The 22,872-nt window shown below is 67.3% G+C and carries 23 protein-coding genes; 15 read left to right on the top strand and 8 right to left on the bottom strand.

Annotated features, from left to right (window positions below):
• Window positions 1-7 precede the first annotated feature (7 nt).
• From sucD to RTY13_RS04670, 4 genes are all read left to right on the top strand, one after another.
• Window positions 8-910, top strand: a complete 903-nt coding sequence (sucD, locus tag RTY13_RS04685; RefSeq protein ID WP_312781477.1) for a succinate--CoA ligase subunit alpha — start codon at window positions 8-10, stop codon at window positions 908-910.
• A 327-nt stretch (window positions 911-1,237) separates the two neighbouring features.
• Entirely contained in the window at window positions 1,238-4,258 is a 3,021-nt protein-coding gene (locus RTY13_RS04680; RefSeq protein WP_312781476.1) for a 2-oxoglutarate dehydrogenase E1 component, read from the top strand.
• A 54-nt stretch (window positions 4,259-4,312) separates the two neighbouring features.
• Window positions 4,313-5,794, top strand: a complete 1,482-nt coding sequence (gene odhB, locus RTY13_RS04675) for a 2-oxoglutarate dehydrogenase complex dihydrolipoyllysine-residue succinyltransferase (protein WP_312781474.1) — start codon at window positions 4,313-4,315, stop codon at window positions 5,792-5,794.
• Between the two features lie 85 nt (window positions 5,795-5,879).
• Complete coding sequence (locus tag RTY13_RS04670; RefSeq protein WP_312781472.1) at window positions 5,880-6,323, top strand: hypothetical protein; 444 nt, start codon at window positions 5,880-5,882, stop codon at window positions 6,321-6,323.
• A 2-nt stretch (window positions 6,324-6,325) separates the two neighbouring features.
• Here RTY13_RS04670 and RTY13_RS04665 read toward each other — a convergent pair whose 3' ends face one another.
• A complete protein-coding gene (locus tag RTY13_RS04665; protein WP_312781470.1) occupies window positions 6,326-7,519 on the bottom strand; it encodes a CaiB/BaiF CoA-transferase family protein in 1,194 nt (397 codons plus the stop codon).
• 200 nt (window positions 7,520-7,719) lie between these two features.
• Complete coding sequence (locus RTY13_RS04660) at window positions 7,720-7,986, bottom strand: DUF6356 family protein (protein WP_312781468.1); 267 nt, start codon at window positions 7,984-7,986, stop codon at window positions 7,720-7,722.
• Window positions 7,987-8,141: 155 nt separating this feature from the next.
• On the opposite strand from RTY13_RS04660, the gene RTY13_RS04655 reads away from it, so the two are divergent.
• Window positions 8,142-9,332, top strand: a complete 1,191-nt coding sequence (locus tag RTY13_RS04655) for an acyl-CoA dehydrogenase (protein WP_312781467.1) — start codon at window positions 8,142-8,144, stop codon at window positions 9,330-9,332.
• An 82-nt stretch (window positions 9,333-9,414) separates the two neighbouring features.
• Complete coding sequence (locus RTY13_RS04650) at window positions 9,415-10,770, top strand: S1C family serine protease (protein ID WP_312781466.1); 1,356 nt, start codon at window positions 9,415-9,417, stop codon at window positions 10,768-10,770.
• A gap of 272 nt (window positions 10,771-11,042) precedes the next feature.
• Here the strand turns inward: RTY13_RS04650 and fabB are convergent, their stop codons facing one another.
• From fabB to RTY13_RS04635, 3 genes are all read right to left on the bottom strand, one after another.
• Complete coding sequence (gene fabB / locus RTY13_RS04645) at window positions 11,043-12,272, bottom strand: beta-ketoacyl-ACP synthase I (RefSeq protein WP_312781465.1); 1,230 nt, start codon at window positions 12,270-12,272, stop codon at window positions 11,043-11,045.
• Between the two features lie 60 nt (window positions 12,273-12,332).
• Complete coding sequence (gene fabA / locus RTY13_RS04640) at window positions 12,333-12,872, bottom strand: 3-hydroxyacyl-[acyl-carrier-protein] dehydratase FabA (RefSeq protein WP_207824497.1); 540 nt, start codon at window positions 12,870-12,872, stop codon at window positions 12,333-12,335.
• 70 nt (window positions 12,873-12,942) lie between these two features.
• Window positions 12,943-13,497: an SH3 domain-containing protein gene (locus tag RTY13_RS04635; RefSeq protein ID WP_312781464.1), complete on the bottom strand. Its 555-nt coding sequence runs from the start codon at window positions 13,495-13,497 to the stop codon at window positions 12,943-12,945.
• Between the two features lie 68 nt (window positions 13,498-13,565).
• Here RTY13_RS04635 and RTY13_RS04630 point away from each other — a divergent pair, with 68 nt between their 5' ends.
• On the top strand, window positions 13,566-14,552 hold the full coding sequence (locus tag RTY13_RS04630; protein ID WP_312781463.1) for a D-glycerate dehydrogenase: 987 nt from the start codon (window positions 13,566-13,568) through the stop codon (window positions 14,550-14,552).
• Here RTY13_RS04630 and RTY13_RS04625 read toward each other — a convergent pair.
• Window positions 14,549-15,322, bottom strand: coding sequence for a HesA/MoeB/ThiF family protein (locus RTY13_RS04625; RefSeq protein ID WP_312781461.1), 774 nt, complete (start codon window positions 15,320-15,322; stop codon window positions 14,549-14,551). The genes RTY13_RS04630 and RTY13_RS04625 overlap by 4 nt on opposite strands.
• A gap of 58 nt (window positions 15,323-15,380) precedes the next feature.
• Window positions 15,381-15,791: a BLUF domain-containing protein gene (locus RTY13_RS04620; protein WP_312781459.1), complete on the bottom strand. Its 411-nt coding sequence runs from the start codon at window positions 15,789-15,791 to the stop codon at window positions 15,381-15,383.
• A gap of 146 nt (window positions 15,792-15,937) precedes the next feature.
• Here RTY13_RS04620 and hslV point away from each other — a divergent pair, with 146 nt between their 5' ends.
• Both hslV and hslU read left to right on the top strand, forming a co-directional pair.
• Entirely contained in the window at window positions 15,938-16,492 is a 555-nt protein-coding gene (gene hslV, locus RTY13_RS04615; RefSeq protein ID WP_105562781.1) for an ATP-dependent protease subunit HslV, read from the top strand.
• 71 nt (window positions 16,493-16,563) lie between these two features.
• Window positions 16,564-17,868, top strand: coding sequence for an ATP-dependent protease ATPase subunit HslU (gene hslU, locus RTY13_RS04610; protein WP_312781458.1), 1,305 nt, complete (start codon window positions 16,564-16,566; stop codon window positions 17,866-17,868).
• A 134-nt stretch (window positions 17,869-18,002) separates the two neighbouring features.
• On the opposite strand, the gene RTY13_RS04605 is transcribed toward hslU, so the two are convergent.
• The gene (locus tag RTY13_RS04605) at window positions 18,003-18,743 is read right to left on the bottom strand and encodes an alpha/beta hydrolase (protein ID WP_312781457.1); all 741 of its coding nucleotides are present in this window, start codon (window positions 18,741-18,743) and stop codon (window positions 18,003-18,005) included.
• Window positions 18,744-18,822: 79 nt separating this feature from the next.
• Here RTY13_RS04605 and RTY13_RS04600 point away from each other — a divergent pair, with 79 nt between their 5' ends.
• The 6 genes from RTY13_RS04600 to pheS all read left to right on the top strand — a co-directional run bounded on the left by RTY13_RS04600 (window position 18,823) and on the right by pheS (window position 22,864).
• Window positions 18,823-19,785 carry a glycosyltransferase family 9 protein gene (locus tag RTY13_RS04600; RefSeq protein ID WP_312781455.1) on the top strand — a complete coding sequence of 321 codons (963 nt, stop codon included), beginning with the start codon at window positions 18,823-18,825 and terminating at the stop codon, window positions 19,783-19,785.
• A gap of 124 nt (window positions 19,786-19,909) precedes the next feature.
• A complete protein-coding gene (gene infC, locus RTY13_RS04595) occupies window positions 19,910-20,431 on the top strand; it encodes a translation initiation factor IF-3 (protein ID WP_312781453.1) in 522 nt (173 codons plus the stop codon).
• 234 nt (window positions 20,432-20,665) lie between these two features.
• Window positions 20,666-20,863 carry a 50S ribosomal protein L35 gene (gene rpmI / locus RTY13_RS04590; RefSeq protein WP_003166435.1) on the top strand — a complete coding sequence of 66 codons (198 nt, stop codon included), beginning with the start codon at window positions 20,666-20,668 and terminating at the stop codon, window positions 20,861-20,863.
• Window positions 20,864-20,972: 109 nt separating this feature from the next.
• Window positions 20,973-21,329, top strand: coding sequence for a 50S ribosomal protein L20 (rplT, locus tag RTY13_RS04585; RefSeq protein ID WP_105562776.1), 357 nt, complete (start codon window positions 20,973-20,975; stop codon window positions 21,327-21,329).
• Between the two features lie 185 nt (window positions 21,330-21,514).
• A complete protein-coding gene (locus RTY13_RS04580) occupies window positions 21,515-21,718 on the top strand; it encodes a dodecin family protein (RefSeq protein WP_207824474.1) in 204 nt (67 codons plus the stop codon).
• Between the two features lie 69 nt (window positions 21,719-21,787).
• Complete coding sequence (gene pheS, locus RTY13_RS04575; protein ID WP_312781449.1) at window positions 21,788-22,864, top strand: phenylalanine--tRNA ligase subunit alpha; 1,077 nt, start codon at window positions 21,788-21,790, stop codon at window positions 22,862-22,864.
• The last annotated feature ends 8 nt before the right edge of the window (window positions 22,865-22,872 follow it).

The following is a 22,872-nucleotide window of genomic DNA, read 5'->3' as shown; positions in this document are numbered from 1 at the left end:
CAGACACATGTCCATTCTCGTCGACAAGAACACCAAGATCATCGTGCAAGGCCTGACCGGCAAGACCGGCGGCTTCCACACTGAACAGGCCCTGGCCTATCACGGCACCCAGATGGTCGCCGGCGTGCACCCGACCAAGGGCGGCACCAACTGGACCGGCTCGCACGGCGAAACCCTGCCGATCTACGCCTCGGTCGCCGAAGCCAAGGAACGCACCGGCGCCGACGCCTCGGTCATCTACGTCCCGCCGGCAGGCGCCGCCGACGCTATCATCGAGGCCATCGAGGCCGAGATCCCCTTCATCACCTGCATCACCGAAGGCATCCCGGTGCTGGACATGGTGCGCGTCAAGGCCCGCCTGGAGAAGTCCAAGTCGCGCCTGCTAGGCCCGAACTGCCCCGGCATCCTGACCCCGGAACAGTGCAAGATCGGCATCATGCCGGGCAGCATCTTCTCCAAGGGCTCGGTCGGCGTCGTCTCGCGCTCGGGCACCCTGACCTATGAAGCCGTGTTCCAGACCACCAACGCTGGCCTGGGCCAGACCACGGCCGTCGGCATCGGCGGCGACCCGGTCAAGGGCACCGAGTTCATCGACGTCCTGGAAATGTTCCTGGCCGACGACGCCACCGAGTCGATCATCATGATCGGTGAAATCGGCGGCGGCGCCGAAGAAGAGGCCGCTCAATTCCTGATCGACGAAGCCAAGAAGGGCCGCAAGAAGCCGATGGCCGGCTTCATCGCCGGTCGTACGGCTCCGGCCGGCCGCACCATGGGCCATGCCGGCGCCATCGTTTCGGGCGGCAAGGGCGACGCGGAATCCAAGATCGCCGCCATGGAGGCCGCGGGCATCCGCGTCTCGCCGTCGCCGGCGCGTCTGGGCCACACGCTTCTGGAAGTGCTGAAGGGCTGATAGCCCCTCAGGAGGTCGCTAGCGCTCGCCGCGCGGCGGCTCGCTGCTTGAGCGAGTTTGCTGCGCCCCCCCCGCTCCGGTCGATGTCGGGGTTTCGGGGGCGGCGAGCGCGACCGAACCATGTTCCGGGGCGAAATTTCGCGCCCTGTGACCTTTTGAAACGCCCTCGGAATCGTCCGGGGGCGTTTTTTCTTGCTAATTCGACCAATTTCCACCCGCTCCGCCTCCCTTCGGTCATGACCAGTAAGGAAACACGGCCTATATGAGCGGCGCCGCTCACCGCGCAGGCGTGCGCGCGCGGCTGGAACGTAGGACGACGAGAGAAACATGGCGGACGATGCAGGTCAGCTGAACCAGGTCTTTGCCGAGACCAGCTTCCTCTATGGCGCGAACGCCGCCTTCATTGAGGACCTGCACGAAAAATGGGCCGCGGACCCCGGCTCGGTGCCGGGGGAGTGGCGCGCCTTCTTCGATCAGCTGAAGGACAACGCCGACCTGGTGAAGCAGTCGGCCGCCGCCGGTTCGTGGGGCCGCTCGGGTCCCGCCGAGCCGACCGAGGACACCGCCGTCTTCGACGGTCGCTGGCCCGCGCCCAAGGTCGATCCCAAGGCCGCCGGCAAGCCTGGCCCGCGTCCGGCCGCTCCTGCGCCTGACGCTTCGGGCGGCCTGACCGCCGCCGACGTGCGCGCCGCCGCTCATGACTCGATCCGCGCCCTGATGCTGATCCGCAGCTACCGCGTGCGCGGCCACCTGCAGGCGACCCTGGACCCGCTGGGCATCGAGCAGCCGATCGAAAACCCCGAGCTGACCCCCGAATTCTACGGCTTCAGCGCCGCCGACATGGATCGTCCGATCTTCCTGGACGGCGTCCTGGGCCTGCAGACGGGTTCGATCCGCCAGGTGCTGGAGATCCTCAAGCGCACCTACTGCGGCAACATCGGCGTGCAGTACATGCACATCGCCGAGCCGGAGGAGAAGGCCTGGCTGCAGCAGCGTTTCGAGGGCCCGGACAAGTTCGAACAGAACGCCTTCACCAAGGAAGGCAAGCTGGCCATCCTGAACAAGCTGATCGAGGCCGAGGGCTTCGAGCGCTTCCTGCACAAGCGCTTCCCCGGCACCAAGCGCTTCGGCCTGGACGGCGGCGAGGCCATGGTCCCGGCCCTGGAGCAGGTGATCAAGCGCGGCGGCGCCCTGGGCGTCGATGAAATCGTCTTCGGCATGGCCCACCGCGGCCGCCTGAACACGCTCGCCGCCGTCATGGGCAAGCCCTACAAGGCCATCTTCCACGAGTTCCAGGGCGGTTCGACCGTCCCCTCGGACATCGAGGGCTCGGGGGACGTCAAGTATCACATGGGCGCCTCGTCGGACCGCGAGTTCGACGGCAAGAAGGTCCACCTGTCGCTGACGGCCAACCCGTCGCACCTGGAAATCGTCAACCCGGTCGTCCTGGGCAAGGCGCGCGCCAAGCAGGCCTTCGACATCCGCGAGGCCGAGGTCAACCAGGGCAAGCCGGACACGGAATGGGTTCTGGACCGCTCCAAGGTCGTGCCCCTGTTGATCCACGGCGACGCCGCCTTCGCAGGGCAAGGCGTGGTGGCCGAGTGCTTCGCCCTGATGGGGCTGAAGGGCTACCGCACCGGCGGCACGCTTCACTTCGTCATCAACAACCAGATCGGCTTCACCACCAGCCCGCGCAACTCGCGCTCGTCGCCCTATCCGTCGGATGTGGCGCTGATGGTCCAGGCCCCGATCTTCCACGTCAACGGCGATGATCCCGAAGCGGTCGTCTTCGCCGCCAAGGTGGCCACCGAATACCGTCAGAAGTTCCACAAGGACGCGGTGGTGGACATGTTCTGCTACCGTCGCTTCGGCCACAACGAAGGCGATGATCCCACCTTCACCCAGCCGCTGATGTATTCGAAGATCCGCGCCCAGCCGTCGACGCGCGAGATCTACGCCAAGCGTCTGGTCGCCGAGGGCGTCCTGACCCAGGCCGATGTCGACGCCGAGGTCGCCCGCTTCGAGGCCTTCCTCGACGCCGAGTTCGAGGCCGGCAAGATCTTCAAGGCCGACAAGGCCGACTGGCTGGACGGCCAGTGGCAGGGCCTTGGCGCCGAGAAGACCGACGACGCGGCCCAGCGCGGCGACACCGCCGTCCCGGCTGACAAGCTCAAGGACTATGGTCATCGCCTGACCCAGATCCCGAACAGCGTCGACATCCACAAGACGCTGAAGCGCGTCGTCGAAGGCCGCCGCGAAGCCATCGACAGCGGCCAGAACATCGACTGGGCCACCGCCGAAAGCCTGGCCTTCGCCTCGCTGCTGGAGGAGGGCTATAATGTCCGCCTGTCGGGCCAGGACTCGGTGCGCGGCACCTTCTCGCAGCGTCACTCGGGCATCACCGACCAGACGACCGAGCAGCGCTACATCCCGCTGAACCACCTCAGCGAGGGTCAGGCCCACTTCGAGGTCATCGACTCGGCCCTGTCGGAAGAGGCGGTGCTGGGCTTCGAATACGGCTACTCCCTGGCCGATCCGAACACCCTGACCCTGTGGGAAGGCCAGTTCGGCGACTTCGTCAACGGCGCTCAGGTCGTGATCGACCAGTTCATCTCGTCGGGTGAACGCAAGTGGCTGCGCATGAGCGGCCTGACCATGCTGCTGCCGCACGGCTATGAAGGCCAGGGCCCCGAGCACTCCTCGGCCCGCCTCGAGCGCTTCTTGCAGCAGTGCGCCGAGAACAACATGCAGGTCGCCAACTGCACCACCCCGGCCAACTACTTCCACATCCTGCGCCGTCAGCTGCACCGCTCGTTCCGCAAGCCGCTGATCCTGATGACGCCCAAGTCGCTGCTGCGTCACAAGAAGGCGGTGTCGAGCCTGGCCGACATGGCCGAGGGCTCGTCCTTCCACCGCGTCTTGCGCGACGACGCCCAGCTGCGTCCCGAAGTGGCGGGCGTCTCGCTCAAGGCGGACAAGGACATCCGCAAGGTCATCGTCTGCTCGGGCAAGGTCTATTACGACCTGCTGGACGCGCGCGAGAAGGCCGGGATCAACGACATCTACATCCTGCGTCTGGAACAGTTCTATCCGTGGCCGATCAAGTCGATCTCGGCCGAGCTGGCCCGCTTCCCCAACGCCGACCTGGTCTGGTGTCAGGAAGAGCCCAAGAACATGGGCGGCTGGACCTTCGTCGATCCGTGGATCGAACTGACCCTCGAGAAGATGGATATCAAGGCCAAGCGCGCGCGTTACGTCGGGCGTCCGGCCTCCGCCTCCACGGCGGCCGGCCTGATGAGCCGCCACCTGAAGGAACTCGAGACCTTCCTCGCCGAGGCCATGGCCTGACCGGCCTCGCCTGACCTATAGATACGCCAAGACACAAAGACACTGGACCGAACCATGGCCGATATCCTCACCCCCGCCCTCGGTGAATCCGTCAGCGAAGCCTCCATCGCCAAGTGGACCAAGAAGGTCGGCGACGCCGTCCGCAAGGACGAAGTCCTGGTCGAGCTGGAAACCGACAAGGTTTCGCTGGAAGTCGTGGCCCCGGCCGACGGCGTCCTGGCGGCGATCAACGCCGCCGAAGGCGACACGGTCGTTCCCGGCACGGTTCTGGGGTCGGTGAGCGAAGGCGCTTCGGCCCCGGCCGCCGCTGCCGCGGCTCCCGCCGCCGCTCCGGCCGCATCGGGCGGCGCCTCGGTCGAGATCGCCGTCCCGACCATGGGCGAGAGCGTCGCCGAGGGTTCGATCGGGACCTGGCTGAAGAAGTCGGGCGACACCGTCGCCAAGGACGAACTGCTGGTCGAGATCGAGACCGACAAGGTCGCGGTGGAAGTCTCGGCTCCGGCCGCCGGCGTCCTGACCATCGCCGCCGACAACGGCTCGACCGTGACCCCCGGTCAGGTCATCGGTTCCATCTCGGCTTCGGGCGCTGTGGCTGCTGCGGCCGCCGCTCCGGCGGCCGCCGCTCCGGCCAACACCGGCTCGGCCCAGGCGCCCGCTTCGGCCCATCTGTCGCCCGCCGTCCAGCGCGTGGTTTCGGAAAACAACATCAACCCGGCCTCGCTCTCGGCCACGGGTCCGAAGGGCAACATCACCAAGGCTGACGCCATCGCCGCCATCGGCGCCGCCGCCCCGGCTCCGGTCGCTGCTGCTGCGCCCGCCGCGCCGCGCGCCGACCAGCCGCGTGAAGAGCGGGTGAAGATGACGCGCCTGCGTCAGACCATCGCCCGTCGCCTGAAGGAATCCCAGAACACGGCCGCCCAGCTGACCACCTTCAACGAGGTGGACATGACCAACGTCATGGCCTTGCGCGCCCAGTACAAGGAAGTCTTCGAGAAGCGCCACGGCGTGAAGCTGGGCTTCATGTCCTTCTTCACCAAGGCCGTGGTTCAGGCCCTGCATGAAATCCCGGCCGTCAACGCCGAGATCGACGGCACGGACATCATCTACAAGAACCACTACGACATCGGCGTGGCCGTCGGCACCGACAAGGGTCTGGTGGTTCCGGTCCTGCGCGACGCCGACACCCTGTCGCTGGCGGGCATCGAAAAGGGCATCGGCGCCCTGGGCAAGGCTGCCCGTGACGGCGCCCTGACCATGGATCAGATGCAGGGCGGCACCTTCACCATCACCAACGGCGGCACCTACGGCTCGCTGATGTCGACGCCGATCCTGAACGCGCCGCAGTCGGGCATCCTGGGCATGCACAACATCGTGCAGCGTCCGATGGCCATCAACGGCGAGGTCAAGATCCGTCCGATGATGTATCTGGCCCTCAGCTATGATCACCGCATCGTCGACGGCAAGGAAGCCGTGACCTTCCTGGTCCGCATCAAGGAACTGCTGGAAGATCCGGCGCGCGCCCTGCTGGACCTGTAAGGCCGGGGCGAATCCAGACTGACGACGGCGGGGCTCGAAAGGGTCCCGCCGTTTTCAATTGGGGGATCCGTGTTAGCTTCACTTAATGAGCCTTGTCGAAATCGCCCGCTATCAGGATGTCTATGAGGCCGATCTCGCCGCGGCCTTCCTCGCCTCGCACGGCGTGGATGTGGATGTGACCGAGCGGTTCCAGACCACGGTCGATCCCCTGATGCAGCGGGCGCTGGGCCTGCGGTTGATGGGACGGTCGGATCAGGCGGAGCAGGCCCGCGATCTGCTGGCGCGTGTGCGTGCCGGTGAGTTCGCAACGGTGGAAGGCGACGATCTGGACGCGATCACGCCGGGGACGCGTGCGGCGGGCACCGCCATGGCCCTGGCGGCCTTCGCCTGCGGCGGTTTCTGGGGCTCCAGCTTGCCGCGTCGGTTCAGGCCTGTCGCGTGGCAGGGCATGCTGGCCTCCGCAGTTTTGCTCGCGGCGTTAGGAGGCCTGCTCTGGGTGGCCGCAGAGCTCGTGCTGAATCCGCCCTGATCCTAGGGTTCGGAGCGTAATCCTCGCAGGATTTCATCCGTATCCTGCCCCAGCTTCGGAGGCGGGACGTCGTAGCGGACGGGGGTCTTCGACAGACGGATGGGCGAGGTCACGGTGCGGATCGGCGTGGCCAGGTCGGCGCGCGACTGTTCGACGGTCAGGCCGCGATGGATCGCCTGAGGCTCCTCGAACACCTGATCGATCGTGTTGACCGGGCCGCAGGGCACGCCCGCCGCCTCCAGCGACGCCATCAGCCCCTTCATGGTGAAGCCCGCCGTCAGGGCCGACAGGGCGGATGACAACTCGACGCGGTGCTGGACCCGGAGCGCATTGGTGGCGAAGCGCGGATCGGCGCCCATGGGCTCGACGCCCAGGGCCTTGGCCAGGGCGCGGAACTGGCCGTCGTTGCCGACCGCGATGACCACCATGCCGTCCGAACACGGGAAGGGCTGATAGGGGGCCAGGTTGGGGTGGGCGTTGCCCATCCGCGTCGGCGCGACGCCCGAAACGAAGTAGTTGGCCGCCTGATTGGCCAGCATCGCCGCCTGGACGTCGAACAGGGCGATGTCCACGTGCTGCCCCTCGCCGGTGGCGCGGGCGTGCCACAGGGCGGCCAGGATGGCGTTGGAGGCGTAGAGGCCGGTGAACAGATCCACGACCGCCACCCCGACCTTCATCGGCTCGGCGCCGGGCGCCCCCTCCGGCTGACCGGTGATCGACATCAGTCCGCCCATGGCCTGGATCATGTAGTCGTAGCCCGCCCGGTGCGCGTCCGGCCCGTCCTGGCCGAAGCCGGTGATAGAGCAATAGACCAGCTTCGGATTGACCGCCGACAGGCCGGCGTAGTCGAGGCCGTATTTCCTGAGCCCGCCGGTCTTGAAGTTCTCGACCACCACGTCGCAGGTGGCGGCCAGTCGGCGCACGGCCTCGGCGCCTTCAGGGCTGCCGATGTCGAGTTCGACCGACTTCTTGCCCCGGTTGGCGCATAGGAAATAGGCGGCGTCGCCTTTCGAGCCGTCGGTCGTGGTGGTGAAGGGCGGGCCCCAGTGGCGGGTGTCGTCGCCCTCGCCCGGCCGCTCGATCTTGATCACCTCGGCGCCGAGGTCGGCCAGGGTCTGAGTCGCCCAGGGACCGGCCAGAACGCGGGACAAATCGAGGACGCGAACGCCGGAGAGGGGGCCGTGGGTCTGGGTCATGCGCCGTAACTAACCCTTCTCCCCTCGGGGGAGAAGGTGGCCCGGCAGGGCCGGATGAGGGGGCGGGCGGAGGCGGCTGCCCGGCCTGGGTTGTGAGCGTGTCATTGGCGATGTCGGGGGTGTGGAAAGCGCCCCCCCTCATCCGAGCGCCTCCGGCGCCCACCTTCTCCCCCGAGGGGAGAAGGGTCAGCACAGCAGGTTTACAGCCCCACGTCCCAGACCCCGGCGTCGCGCATCCGGCACTCGCGGGCTTCCTCGGCGCGGCCGCCCATGTCGCGGGCCATCCCCCGGATGGCGTCGGAGACCGTGCTCTTGTGCACGCCCGGCACGACGGCATGGGTGAAGGCGCAGGCGGCCAGGCGGATCAGCTTGAAGCCGAACCGTGACGAGGCGGCCATGTGCTCGAGATAGGTCTCGCTGACCTCGCGCGGGTGGTCGCGGAACAGGCGTGAAAACGTCTTCGACATGGCTGTAACCTAACGCGGTTCCTCGCCTGCCTCTACCCGCCGCGCGCAAATTGACCTAAACCCGCCGCCGGAACAGGGGTCGCATCGTCACGCCCCGACGATCAGCGCGTGACGGCCTAAAGAACCCCGCACACAGACTGCTCAGGAACCACGCCATGGCCGACGGCTCGCACGCTTCGCAACAGACCTTCCGCTGGGACGATCCCTTCGACCTGCGCGGCCGTCTGACCGACGACGAGCGGATGATCCAGGACGCGGCGCGGTCCTACGCCCGCGAAGCCCTGCTGCCGCGCGTGGTCGAGGCCTTCCGCGACGAGACCTTTGATCGCGCCATCATGAGCGAGATGGGCGAGATGGGCTTCCTCGGCGCCATGCTGCCGGAAGTCTATGGCGGCTCGGAAGCCAGCCACGTCGCCTATGGCCTGATCGCGCGCGAGGTCGAGGCCGTCGACAGCGGCTATCGCTCGGCCATGTCGGTGCAATCGTCGCTGGCCATGTATCCGATCTACGCCTTCGGCTCCGAAGAGCAGAAGATGAAATTCCTGCCGAAGATGGCGGCGGGCGAACTGGTCGGCTGCTTCGGCCTGACCGAGGCCGACGGCGGCTCGGACCCGGCCTCGATGAAGACCAAGGCGGTCAAGGTCGAGGGCGGCTATCGTCTGAACGGCGCCAAATACTGGATCACCAACAGCCCGATCAGCGACCTGGCCATCGTCTGGGCCAAGCTGGATGACAAAATTCGCGGCTTCATCGTCGAGCGTGACTTCGACGGCTTCACCACGGACAAGATCGGCGACAAGCTGTCGCTTCGCGCCTCGATCACGGGCGACATCGGCCTGAACGACGTCTTCGTGCCGGAAGCCAACATCCTGCCGGGCGTCCAGGGCCTGCGCGGGCCGTTCAGCTGCCTGAACAAGGCGCGCTTCGGCATCGCCTGGGGGGCCATGGGCGCCGCCGAGTTCTGCTTCCACGCCAGCCGCGACTATGTGGCCGAGCGCATGCTGTTCGGCCGTCCCCTGTCGTCGCGCCAGCTGGTGCAGAAGAAGCTGGCCGACATGCAGACCGAGATCTTCCTCGGCTTCGAGGGCGCCTATGCCCTGGGTCGTCTGCTGGACACCGGCGCCTGGGTGCCGGAGGCCATCAGCCTGATGAAGCGCAACAACTGCGGCAAGGCCCTGGCCGTGGCGCGCGAGGCCCGCGACATGCACGGCGGCGCCGGTATCACCGGCGAACTGCACGTCATGCGCCACGCCATGAACCTGGAAACGGTCAACACCTATGAGGGCGCGCACGACGTTCACGCCCTGATCCTGGGCCGGGCCATCACGGGCGAAAGCGCCTTCTAGGGCTCACGTCTATTGTGACGGTCGAGGCTGTCGTCAGGGCGGACTTCCCGCGCTAGGCTGCGCGCCTGCGAAGGGACCCACCATGACGCGATCCACCCTGCTGGCCTCGACCGGCGCCGCCCTTGTCCTGATCCTGAGCGCCGCGCCCGTCGCGACATCAGCGGCCCCAATGGCGCCCCCTGTGGCGGTTTCGACGCAGACGCCGGCGGTCCAGGGCCTGCCCTATGATGCGCGGCGCGGGGTCTTCACCTTCGCCTCGGGCCTCGACGCCTCCTTGCCCGCCGTGGTCCAGGTCACGACCCTTGGCCAGTCGCGCGGGCCGCGTTCAGAAGGCGATCCCAAGCCCTCGCAGGGCGGCTCGGGCGTCATCATCGACGCCGCGAACGGCATCATCGTCACCAACCACCACGTCATCGAGAACGGCCAGAAATTCACCGTCGACCTGATCGACGGCCGCCTCTTCGACGCCACTCTGATCGGCGCCGACAAGGCCACCGACATCGCCGTGCTGAAGATCGAGGCGTCCCGCCTGTCCCAGGTCCAGACGGTGGATTCCGACACCCTGCGCACCGGCGACCTGGCCTTCGCGGTCGGCTATCCCCTGGGTCTGGACCAAACACTGACCATGGGGGTCATCTCGGGCCTGAACCGCTCGGGCATGGGCGACGCCATCGAGGACTATATCCAGACCGACGCGGCGGTGAACTCGGGCAATTCGGGCGGGCCGCTGCTGGACAGTCGGGGGCGGCTGATCGGCATCAATACGGCCATCCTGTCGGGCGGCATGGGCGGCGGCAACGACGGCATCGCCTTCGCCGTGCCGACCCGCATCATGATGTTCGTGGTCGACCAACTGCGCGCCACCGGCGAGGTCAAGCGCGGCCAGATCGGCGTGGCCCTGGGCTCGTTGACGGCGGAGCGGGCGCGGGAGTTGGGCCTGAACATCGTGCGCGGGGCCGTGGTCTATGACGCTGCGCCGGGATCTTCCGCAGAGCAGGCGGGCCTGCGCCCCGGCGACGTCATCACCCGTCTTCAGAACCGCCCGGTGGCCAACGCCGGCTCGGTCCAGGCCACGGTGGGCATCGCCCGGCCGGGCGCCGCCTTGCCGGTCGTCTATCTGCGCGACGGACGCGAGGTCACCGCCAGCCTGACGGTTCAGCCGGCGGACCTGCCCGCCGTGCGCCTCGGGCGCAGCGCGGCGATGGCGCGCGGCCTGACCTTCCGCAATTCAGGCGAGGGCGCCGGGGCGCAGGTCACCGTGGTCGAGGGCGGCTCAGTCGCAGCAGCGGCGGGGGTTCAGGCGGGCGATGTGGTGGTCGAGGTCGGCGGCGCGCGCGTGGCCGACATGGCCGCCCTGGCAGGGGCTCTGCAAGGCGGCGCGGTCGAGCTGACGGTGATGCGCGACGGGGAGCGGACGACGATCAGCCTGCCCGGCTGATCCGTCTCACTGAGGTCCAGACAGCAAAACGCCCGCGTCGCCAGGAGGGGGAGGAGGGCGGTCGCGGGCGTCTCTGCTTGGAGGAAGCATCGGCCCGTCGAAGCCCTTTAGCGGAAAAATCCTGGGGGGGCTGGGGGGGCTGTTCAGGATCCGGGACTCTTCCGAACTCCGACAGGCCGATGATGCCTTTTTGAACGCCCATCCGGGCGGACGAAGGGCCGAATGGCGTTATTTTCGTGTCCGAGGCGACAATTCCCGCCGCCAGGTTGATCTCAGACCTTGGACAGGATCAGGGTCCCGTTGGTGCCGCCGAAGCCGAAGCTGTTGGACATGACGTGCTTCAGTTCGCCGTCGTGACGTTCGCGCAGGATCGGCATGCCCTCGAACTCGGGGTCCAGGTTCTCGATGTGGGCGCTCTCGGCGGCGAAGCCGTGCTTCATCATCAACAGGCAGTAGATGGCTTCCTGAGCGCCCGCCGCGCCGAGCGAATGGCCCGTCAGCGACTTGGTCGAGGAGATCATCGGCAGGTCGTCGCCGAAGACGTTGCGCACCGCGCCCATCTCCTTGGCGTCGCCGACCGGGGTCGAGGTGCCGTGCGGGTTCAGGTAGTCGATCTTCGGGTCGCCGGCCATCTTGAGCGCCAGCTTCATGCAGCGCTCGGCGCCCTCGCCTGAGGGGGCCACCATGTCATAGCCGTCCGAGTTGGCGGCGTAGCCGGTGACCTCGGCGTAGATGGTCGCGCCGCGCGCCACGGCGCGTTCGTATTCTTCCAGCACAACGATGCCGGCGCCGCCGGCGATGACGAAGCCGTCGCGGTCCTTGTCATAGGCGCGCGAGGCGACCGAGGGCGTCTCGTTGAAGTTGGAGGACATGGCGCCCATGGCGTCGAACATGTTCGACATGGACCAGTCGATGTCCTCGCAACCGCCGGCGAAGACCACGTCCTGCTTGCCCCAGGCGATCTGCTCGGCGGCTGCGCCGATGCAGTGGGCCGAGGTCGCGCAGGCCGAGCTGATCGAATAGTTGATGCCCTTGAGCTGGAACCAGGTGGCCAGGACGGCCGAGGGGCCGCTGGCCATGGCCTTGGGCACGGCGAAGGGGCCGACACGCTTGGGCGAGCCCTTTTCGACGGTCGTCTGGGCCGCCTGCAGGATGACCTGGGTCGAGGGACCGCCCTCGCCGACGATCAGGCCGATACGCTCGTCCTGAATCTCTTCGGCGGTCAGACCGCTGTCCTTCAGCGCTTCTTCAAAGGCCACGTGCGCCCAGGCCGTGCCGTTGGCCAGGAAACGCGCGGCGCGACGGTCCACCAGGGGCGCCCAGTCCTCGGCGGTGACGCCCAGGGCCGGCGGCGCCCAGACCTGGGAGCGGAAGCCGTACTTGGCGTGGTCGGCGGCGTGCTGGACGCCCGACTTGGCTTCGCGCAGAGAGGCCGCGACCTCGTCCTGGCCGGTGCCGATGGAGGAGACGATGCCCAATCCGGTGACGACGACACGCCGCATGGTGTTTCCTAACATTCAGTCTTCAGGCGCCGCGTTGACCGCGGTCTGCATCAAATGGGGTCAGGCGTCCGTGGACGCTACCGTTGCCGCACCGCCGAACAGGCCGACGCGCATGTCGGCGCAGGTGTAGATGACCTCGCCGTCGGCCTCGAGCACGCCGTCGGCGATGCCCATGACCAGCTTGCGGTTGATGACGCGCTTCAGGTGGACCTTGTAGACCACCTTCTTGACGTCCGGGGTCACCTGACCGGTGAACTTGACCTCGCCGACGCCGAGCGCGCGGCCCTTGCCGGGACCGCCGATCCAGCCGAGGTAGAAGCCGACCAGCTGCCACATGGCGTCCAGACCCAGGCAGCCCGGCATGACCGGATCGCCGATGAAGTGGCACTGGAAGAACCAGAGATCCGGGTTGATGTCGAGTTCCGCCTCGACATAGCCCTTGCCGTAGTCGCCGCCGTCGGCGGTGATGGTCTTGATGCGATCGAACATCAGCATCGGCGGGGCCGGCAGCTGGGCGTTGCCCGGACCGAACAGCTCGCCGCGGCCCGAGGCCAGCAGGCCTTCATGATCGAACGACGACGGATATTGGGACTGGCTCAAGGGGATGACGCTCCGGAAGTGTTGCGGGCGGGTTACACGACCCTGCGCGCCCGCTCAACTGTTGTGAAGTCTAGCTTCGGCCGGCGCCGGCAGGCCGGGCGGCGTTGCACAGGGCGCGTTCCTGGGTTCCGAACACCGCGCGTTCCGGCAGCCAGCCCCGGATCTTGCGGGCCCGGACCCGGCACCAGCCCTCTTCGCATTCGTCCAGTGAAACGATGGAGCGCGGCGACAGGCGGGCCCGAACCGACGAAGTCGCGGACCGTCCGGAGTGAATGGCGATTTCTTCGGCCGAGCGGTTGAACACGCTGCGGCGCCCCGAGGCGACGGTGCGGTGGATCCAGGCGACCGAGCCGTCGGGGTCGCAGATCTTGCGCCATTCCTTGGTCTCGGCGATCACCTGCACGGGCAGGCCCGCGGCGCGGTATTCCCACAGGATCCGGTAATCGAGCCCCGGCCCCTGACGGGCGCGAACCTGGGAGGATTTCAGCGTGACCCAGCGGGGCACTTCCAGCCCGGTCGGGGTGGGCCGACCGTCGGGCATGGTCGCCCCGGCGCCCGCGAGGACGCCCGATCCGAGGACGACGGCGATGACGGCGATACGCCGGAAACTTTTGAACCTGACCACAGCTTTGCTAGACACCGGATCGACACGTCCCGCACGAACGCTTCCGCCCGTCGAAACCCAGGCTTCCTATGTCCGCTCGCAAGCTTAAGGTCGTATTAACCAGACGCCTGCCGGATGCGGTGGAAACACGCCTGCGCGAGCTGTTCGACGCCGAGCTGAACCTGACCGACCGTCCCATGTCGCGCGAGGATCTGACCGCCGCCCTGCAACGGGCCGAGGTCCTGGTCCCGACCATCACCGACCATCTGGACGCCGAGCTGATTGCTGGGGCGGGCGAGCAGTTGAAGATGATCGCCAACTTCGGCGCGGGCGTGGACCACATCGACATCGACGCCGCCGTCGGGCGCGGGATCATCGTCACCAATACGCCGGGCGTCCTGACCGAGGACACCGCCGACCTGACCATGAGCCTGATCATGGCCGTCAGCCGCCGCATCGTCGAAGGCGCCAATGTCGTCGCGGCGGGCCAGTTCGAGGGCTGGAGCCCGACCTGGATGTGCGGCCGCAAGCTGTGGGGCAAGCGTCTGGGCATCGTCGGCATGGGCCGCATCGGCCAGGCCCTGGCGCGCCGGGCCAAGGCCTTCGGCATGCAGGTCCACTATCACAACCGAAAACCCGTCCCGGACATGATCGCCGAGGAGCTGGGCGCGACCTGGTGGGACGATCTGGACCAGATGCTGGCGCGGATGGACGTCATCTCGCTGAACTGCCCCGCGACGAAGGACACGCATCATATCCTGTCCGCCGAACGCATCGCCCGGCTGCAGCCCCACGCCATCCTGGTCAACACGGCGCGCGGCGAACTGATCGACGAGGCGGCCTTGGTCGAGGCCCTGGACCGCCGCGCCCTGTTCGGCGTGGGGCTGGACGTGTTCGAGCACGAGCCGGCGGTGCATCCGGGCCTGATGGGCCGCGCCAACGTGGTGCTGCTGCCCCACCTCGGCTCGGCCACGATCGAGGCGCGACAAGACATGGGCGACCGGGTCATCGCCAATATCATGACCTATCAGAACGGCCACCGCCCGCCGGACCGGGTCATCCCGGCCATGCTCTAGGCGTGGGCTGATCCGCAGACCGGGCAGGCAGGGTCGGCGGAGACCTTCGCCACGCGGCTGGTTCCGGCCAGGCCGTCATAGAGCATCAGGCGACCGGCCAGGGGTTGGCCCGCCCCGGTGATCAGCTTGATCGCCTCCAGCGCGGCCATGGCGCCGATGACGCCGGCCAGGGCGCCGACCACGCCCACGCGGGCGCAGGTCTCGGCGTCGGGCGGGCTTTCCGGCACCAGGCATTGATAACAGGGCCGACCGGTGAAGACGCCGACCTGACCGTTCCATCGGCCCAGGGCGCCGGACACCAGGGGCTTGCCCGTGGCCACGCAGGCGGCGTTGACGGCGAAGCGCGTCTCGAAATCGTCGGTGCCGTCCAGCACCAGATCGAAGCGCTCGATGATGTCGCGGGCGTTGTCGGAGGTCAGGCGCTCGACGAAGGGCTCGACGGCGACGTGCGGGTTGAGCGCGGCCAGATGCGCGGCGCCCGCCTCGACCTTTGAGTGTTCGGCGTCGGCGGTGGTGAAGATGATCTGCCGCTGCAGGTTGGATAGGGCCACCGCGTCATGGTCGATCAGTCCGAGCGTCCCGACCCCGGCGGCGGCCAGATAGAGGGCGGCCGGAGCCCCAACCCCGCCCAGACCGACGATCAGCACCCTGGCGCGCTTCAGCGCCTGCTGGCCGGGGCCGCCGATTTCGGACAGCACCAGCTGGCGAGCGTAGCGATCGACTTCCTCGTCGGAAAAACGGACAGGGGCGGGGAGGGGCGTCTGGGTCACGGCGACCTGTCTAGCGCAGTCGAGCCTAGTCGTCAGGGTGTGGCGTCAGGAGCCGACGTCAGGCCGGAATCGGCAAGGCGCTCGCCGCCGTGGTCAGAAGCGCCTCTGCGCGATCCGGGCTCAGCTGATCCAGGCCTGCGCCATTCAGGACCCGCGCCGCATTGGGCGTCATCTCGACCAGGGTCATCGGCCATTCGCGGAACAGACGCTCCGCCACGTTCTGATCCGACAGCAGCCGCAGGTTCTCGTGGCGAGGATCGAGGCGCAGCCGATCCATCAGGCGATCCACATCGACGCGACGGCCTTCGATCGCCTGCAGGAAACGGTCGTCGTGGCGCATCAGAACCCCGGTCAGGCCGTCGCGGCGGTTGTTGCGGTCCGAGGCGCCGAGGATTTCGGCCAGGACCAGAAGGCTGGTCGCCGCGCCGCCGACGGCGTCGCTGACATAGATGGCGCGGTGCAGAGGCAAGGCGGGTACTCGAACTGAACGCGAAGGCGACGCGACTGGGGCGGGTTCCGTGTCACGGACGGGAGCGACAGGCAAGCGGCGCTGCACGCATCCTGCGACGCGAGGGCGTCTTGCGAGCGGCCCGGTTCCTCGCCATCTGATCGGCCATGACCCAGACCTCAAGCTTCCCCGACTGGCACGGCACCACCATCCTGGCGGTGCGCAAGAACGGCCGCACCGTCATCGCCGGCGACGGCCAGGTCTCTATGGGGCCGACCATCGTCAAGGGCGCGGCGCGCAAGGTGCGCACCCTGGCGGGCGGCAAGGTGTTGGCGGGCTTCGCCGGGGCCACGGCCGACGCCCTGACCCTGATCGAGCGGCTGGAGGCCAAGCTGGAGCAGTACCCGGACCAACTGGCCCGCGCCTGCGTCGAGCTGGCCAAGGACTGGCGCACCGACCGCTATCTGCGTCGGCTGGAGGCCATGCTGCTGGTCGCTGACAAGGACACCATTCTGACGGTCACCGGCGTCGGCGACGTGTTGGAGCCGGAATACGGCGTGGCCGCCGTCGGATCGGGCGGCAACTACGCCCTGGCGGCCGCCCGCGCCCTGATCGACGAAAACAGCGAACTGGACGCCGAACAGATCGCCCGCAAGGCCATGAAGATCGCCGCCGACATCTGCGTCTACACCAACGGCAATCTCACCATCGAGAGTTTGTAGGGCGCTATCGCGCGGCTCGTGGAGCCGCGCTGCTTGAGCGCTTACCCGAGTATTTCTGGACTGTCTGAATCATGACCGACCTGTCTCCCCGCGAAATCGTCTCCGAACTGGATCGCTATATCGTCGGCCAGGACGACGCCAAGCGCGCCGTGGCCGTGGCCCTGCGCAACCGCTGGCGCCGCAAGCGCGTGCCGGAAGACCTGCGCGACGAGGTCACGCCCAAGAACATCCTGATGATCGGCCCGACGGGCGTCGGCAAGACCGAGATCGCCCGACGTCTGGCCAGGCTGGCGGGCTCGCCCTTCCTCAAGGTCGAGGCGACCAAGTTCACCGAGGTCGGCTATGTCGGCCGCGACGTCGATCAGATCATGCGCGATCTGGTCGAAAGCGCTCTGGTCATGGTGCGCGACAAGCGCCGCGCCGGGGTCAAGGCCCGCGCTGAGGGCCAGGCCGAGGAGCGGATTCTGGACGCTCTGGTCGGGCCGGGCTCGCAGCCCGCCACGCGCGACGCCTTCCGCAAGAAGCTGCGCGCCGGCGAGCTGGACGACAAGGAGATCGAGATCGCCCTGGCGGACACGACCTCGCCGTTGCAGGGGCTGGACATGCCGGGCGGCGGCGGCAACGTCGGCCTGCTGAACCTGTCGGACCTGCTGGGCAAGATGGGCGGCGGGCGCACCAGGACGGTCAAGCTGACGGTGGCCGAGGCCATGGCCCCGCTGACCACCGAGGAGAGCGACAAGCTGCTGGATCAGGAAAGCCTGACCAAGGAAGCCCTGTTGCTGGCCGAAAACGAGGGCATCGTCTTCCTCGACGAGATCGACAAGGTGGCGGCCCGTCAGGGCGCCTCCGGGGCCGATGTTTCACGTGAAGGCGTGCAGCGCGACCTGCTGCCCCTGATCGAGGGCACCACGGTGTCGACCAAGTACGGGCCGGTGAAGACTGACCACGTCCTGTTCATCGCCTCGGGCGCCTTCCACGTGGCCAAGCCGTCGGACCTGCTGCCGGAACTGCAGGGCCGCCTGCCGATCCGGGTCGAGCTGAAGGCCCTGACGCGTGACGACTTCAAGCGCATCCTGACCGAGCCCGAGGCCAATCTGATCCGTCAAAATCAGGCCCTGCTGGAGACCGAGGGCGTGACCCTGGTCTTCACTGATGATGCGGTCGAGGCCATGGCCGACGCCGCCGTGGCGGCCAACTCCACCGTCGAGAACATCGGCGCCCGCCGGCTTCAGACCGTGCTGGAGCGGGTGCTGGAAGAGACCAGCTTCAAGGCCTCGGACCTGTCGGGCCAGACCCTGACCTTCGACGGCGACAAGGTGCGCGAAAAGGTCGGCGAACTGGCCAAGAACATCGACCTGAGCCGGTTCATATTGTGAGGATCTGAGCTTCTCCTCCCCATTTTATGGGGAGGTGGATCGGCGGCGCAGCCGACGAGACGGAGGGGTCGCTTCAGCCGGGCAGCCCCCTCCACCGCTCCGCAGTCCCCCTCCCCACAGAGTGGGGAGGAAAGTCAGCCCCGCAACGCCTCCACCGCTTCGACCAGACGCGCCAGATCGCTTGGCGTCGACAGTCGGTGGTCGCCGCCTTCGATCAGGTCCAGGCGCAGGTCGCCGCCGCTCAGGCGTTCGGACAGCTGGACCTGATGGCGCCATGGCACCACGTCGTCGGCGCGGCCCTGCAGCACGTGAACCGGGGCGCTGATGTCGATCACGCCGTCCAGCAGCAGCCAGTCGCGGGCCTCCTCGAACATGCGTCGGGTCAGGACGTAGGAGCCCAGCCCCTCCTCGGTGATGACTGTCTCGCCGTCGCGCAGGATGGCTTGACGCTCGTGGTCGGCCAGACCGGGCCACATCAGCTTTTCGGTGAAGTCCTGCGCCGGATTGACCAGGACCAGGCCCTTGATCCGTTCCGGCCGCGCCAGCGTCGCCAGCAAGGCGACCCAGCCGCCCATCGACGAGCCCACCAGGATGACCGGGCCTTCGAGACTGTCGATCAGGGCGATGGCGTCTTCGCGCCAACGGCCGATGGTGGCCTGCTTCCAGTCGCCGGACGACTGGCCATGAGCGAAATGGTCGTAGCGCACATAATTCCAGCCGCGCTCGCGGGCGGCGGCGTCCAGCGCCAGCGCCTTGGTCCCCTCCATGTCCGAGCGGAAGCCGCCGATCCAGACGACCGTGGGGCCGTCGCCCTTGACCGCCTTGAAGGCCAGGGTCTCGCCGTCGGGGCGGTTCAGGGTCGGGACGTCGGACATGGAAACTCCTCGGACTGTCTTTCCTCGCGGAATGGCTTTAGCAGAGACCGGGTTTCTTCACAGGCCGCGAGAGCCCCGCTTGTCCGCACCCAAAGCCCTTTTCGTGTCCTCGAACCGCATCGGCGACTGCGTCATCTCTTCCGGCGTGATCCGCGAGATCGCCCGCCAGCTGCCGGGGGTTCAGATCACCGTGGCCTGCGGGCGTCCGCCTGCGCCCTTCTTCCGCTCGGGCCCGAACGTCGAGCGCGTCATCATCCTCGACAAGAAGAAGGCCGCCGGACACTGGGTCGATCTGTGGAAGCAGGTGCGCGCCACGAAATGGGATCTGGTCGTCGACATTCGCGGCTCGGCCCTGGCCTATCTGATCCCGGCCAAGCGCCGTATCGTCTATAACCGCCGCTGGGAAACCGGCCTGCGCAAGGTCGAGATGGTGTCGCGCCTGATGGGCTCAGACATGCCCCTGGCGCCCGAAATCTGGCTCGATGACCAGGCCCGCGCCGAGGCCGCCGCCGTCATCGATCCGCAACTGGCCGCAGGACCGGGCGAAGGTCCGATCATCGCGCTCGCGCCCATCGCCCACCAGCCAGGCAAGTCCTGGCCCGCCGACCGCTGGGGCCAGCTGGTCGAGAAGCTGAAGGCCGAGCCGCGCTTCGACGGCTGGCGCTTCATGCCCGTGGGCGGCCCCGGCGATCGTCCGCCCGCGACCCCGGCGCTGGAGGCTGCGGGCGAGCGCGGCATCGACTGCGTCGGCAAGGGCGACATCCTGTGCTCGGCCGCCGTTATCGACCGCGCCGCCCTGTTCGTGGGCAACGACAGCGGTCTGATGCATGTCTCGGCCGCCCTGGGCCGTCCGACCCTGGGCCTGTTCGGTCCGACTGAATGGTGGCTCTATGGGCCCTGGGGGCCGAAGACGCGCACCGTCGCCTCCAACGAGACGCGCGGTCAGTTCGCCCCGATCGAGGACCTAACCGTCGATCATGTCTTCGAGGGCGTGTTGGCGCTGCACGACGCCTACAGCGGCGCAAACCCCGACCAGCCTTGAATTTCAGGGTTTCTGTCGTCATATTCCCGCCGCCGGGAACGCCGCCCTTCGTCGCGCGCTGAACCCTGCGAGATTATCGCCTGTCTTCTGACCACATAAGGAAACGACGCCCATTCGCCGTCCCATGCAAGCGCCGCCCGTCAAGGACGGGCCGCCCATCAACCAGGAAATACGCGCCACCCGCGTTCTGCTGATCGATCAGAACGGTGAGAAACAGGGCGTCATGCCGCTGTCCGCCGCCCTGGAAGCCGCCGAAGAGGCCGGCCTGGATCTGGTCCAGATCGTCGGCAACGCCGAGACGCCGGTCTGCAAGATCCTGGATTACGGCAAGCATCGTTTCCAGGAGCAGAAGAAGAAGGCCGAGGCGCGCAAGCGTCAGAAGGTCGTCGAGCTCAAGGAAATCAAGCTGCGCCCGAACATCGATACCCATGACTACGAGGTCAAGGCCAAGTCGATGCACCGCTTCTTCGAGGAGGGCGACAAGGTCAAGGTGACCCTGCGCTTCCGCGGCCGTGAAATGGCGCACCCGGAACTGGGCATGAAGCTGCTCAACAAGGTGCAGGCCGACTTCGACGAAGTCGCCAAGGTCGAATACGCGCCGCGTATGGAAGGCCGCCAGATGATCATGATCCTGGCTCCGCGCTAAGCGCCGGATCACCTATCGGAAGAAGCCCCGGTCCTTGGCAGGGGCTTTTTTCTTGTGGGGGTTTCGATAGCGCCGTGACTCCGCTTGCCTCGCGCGGGCCTTCGGCGTACAAGCCGCGCCTTCGCGTACCGAATAGCCGGGCTAACAGGCATGCCTGGGCCGTTCGTTTCAGCTCCACCCTACGGGCTCATGTAGCTCCAAGAGTGGTAGCCCACTAAAATAGAGAGAGTGAAAATGCCGAAACTGAAGACGAAGTCTGGCGCAAAGAAGCGCTTCAAATTCACGGCCACGGGCAAGGTGAAAGCTGGCGTCGCCGGCAAGCGCCACCGTCTGATCAGCCACAACTCGAAGTACATCCGCCAAAACCGCGGCACTTCGGTCATGGCCGACGCCGACGCCAAGAAGATCAAGTCCTACATGCCGTACGCCTGATCGGCGCACGCAGACACGATCTCTCAACCGCATAGAATTTGATCTAAGTCCCTCAAGCAGCGAGGCCCCGCGGGCCGAGCGGTAGGGACTTCCCGAAGGGAAAAACAAAATGGCACGCGTCAAACGGGGCGTTACGTCCCACGCCAAGCACAAGAAGGTTCTGAAGCAGGCCAAGGGCTTCTACGGCCGCCGCAAGAATACGATCCGCACGGCCAAGGCCGCCGTCGACCGCGCAGGCCAGTACGCCTACCGCGACCGTCGCAACAAGAAGCGTTCGTTCCGCGCCCTGTGGATCCAGCGCATCAACGCCGCCGCCCGTCTGGAAGGCTTCACCTACTCGCAGTTCATCCACGGCCTGGACAAGGCCGGCATCGTGCTGGACCGTAAGGTTCTGTCGACGATCGCCGCCGACGAAGCCAGCTTCAAGGCCATCGCCGAGAAGGTCCGCGCCGCTCTGGCCGCCTAAGCTTTACGGCTCAGGTCAAGCAGCAAGGCTCCGTGAGCCGAGCGCTAGCGCACTATAAAATGAAAACGCCCGTCCCGGTTTCCGGGGCGGGCGTTTTTCGTGGCCGGGCCTGACCTTTTCGGCCTGTCACGCGTTGGGCGGGTAGCCGGTCGACAGGCGACACGGCGGATCAGGAGGCTTCGCCGATGTCCATCGCTCGCGTCACCGAAATCACCGCGTCATCCACCGTCAGCTTCGACGACGCCATCGCCCAGGGCATCGCCCGCGCCGACAAGACCCTGCGCCACGTCGAGGGCGCCTGGATCCAGGAACAGAAGGTCGTGGTCCGGGACGGCAAGGTCGCCGAGTACCGCGTCAACATGAAGATCAGTTTCGTCCTGGCGGATTGAGGCCCGACTGAGCCTGATCGACGCTGAAGGCTTTGCGTGACGGCCATGTCGGGCTAGACGCTGCGGACCATGACCGATCTCGCCCAGCTAGAACTCGACCTGATCAACGCCATCGGAGCGGCCGAAAGCGTCGCTGCGATCGAAGAGGTGCGCGTCGCCGCCCTCGGCAAGACGGGGACCGTCTCGGCCCTGCTGAAGGGGATGGGCGCGCTCAGCCCCGACGAGCGCCGCGAACAGGGACCGATCATCAACGGTCTGCGCGACCGGGTCAGCGCCGCCATCGCCGCCAAGAAGGCCGAGCTGGAGGCCGCCGAACTGGACGCCCGCCTGCTGGCCGAGCGCGTCGACCTGACCCTGCCGAGCCGCCCGCGCCGCAAGGGCGGGGTGCACCCGACCATGCAGGTCATGGATGAGATGGTCGCCATCTTCGCCGAGATGGGCTTCGCCGTGGCCGAAGGTCCGGACATCGAGGACGACTTCCACAACTTCACGGCCCTGAACTTCCCGCCCAAGCATCCGGCGCGGGAGATGCACGACACCTTCTTCCTCAAGCCCGACCCGGAAACGGGCGAGCGCAAGGTGCTGCGCACCCACACCAGCCCGGTCCAGGTGCGGACCATGATGAGCCAGAAGCCGCCGATCCGCATCATCGCGCCCGGCCGCACCTTCCGTAAGGATTCGGACGCCACCCACACCCCGATGTTCCACCAGATCGAGGGTCTGGTGATCGACCGCGACATCCACATGGGTCATCTGAAGACGACGCTGGAGACCTTCATCGCCCGCTTCTTCGAACTGGACGACGTCAACGCCCGCTTCCGTCCGCACCACTTCCCCTTCACCGAGCCCTCGGCCGAGATGGACATCCGCTGCGACCGCTCGGGCGGCAAGCTGACCCTGAACGAGGGTGAGGACTGGCTGGAGATTCTGGGCTGCGGCATGGTGCATCCGAACGTGCTGCGCAACTGCGGCATCGACCCTGACGAGTATCAGGGCTTCGCCTTCGGCATGGGCGTCGATCGCCTGGCCATGCTGAAGTACGGCGTCTCGGACCTGCGCCCCATGTTCGAGGCCGACACGCGCTGGCTGGCGCACTACGGCTTCTCCGCCTTCGCAGCGCCCAACCCGGCGTCGGGCCTCAGCTGATTTTCGAG

Source organism: Brevundimonas sp., assembly GCF_032055285.1.
GTDB lineage: Bacteria > Pseudomonadota > Alphaproteobacteria > Caulobacterales > Caulobacteraceae > Brevundimonas.
Note: the sequence above shows the minus strand (reverse complement) of the source record. Positions and strands in the feature narration are given on the sequence as shown.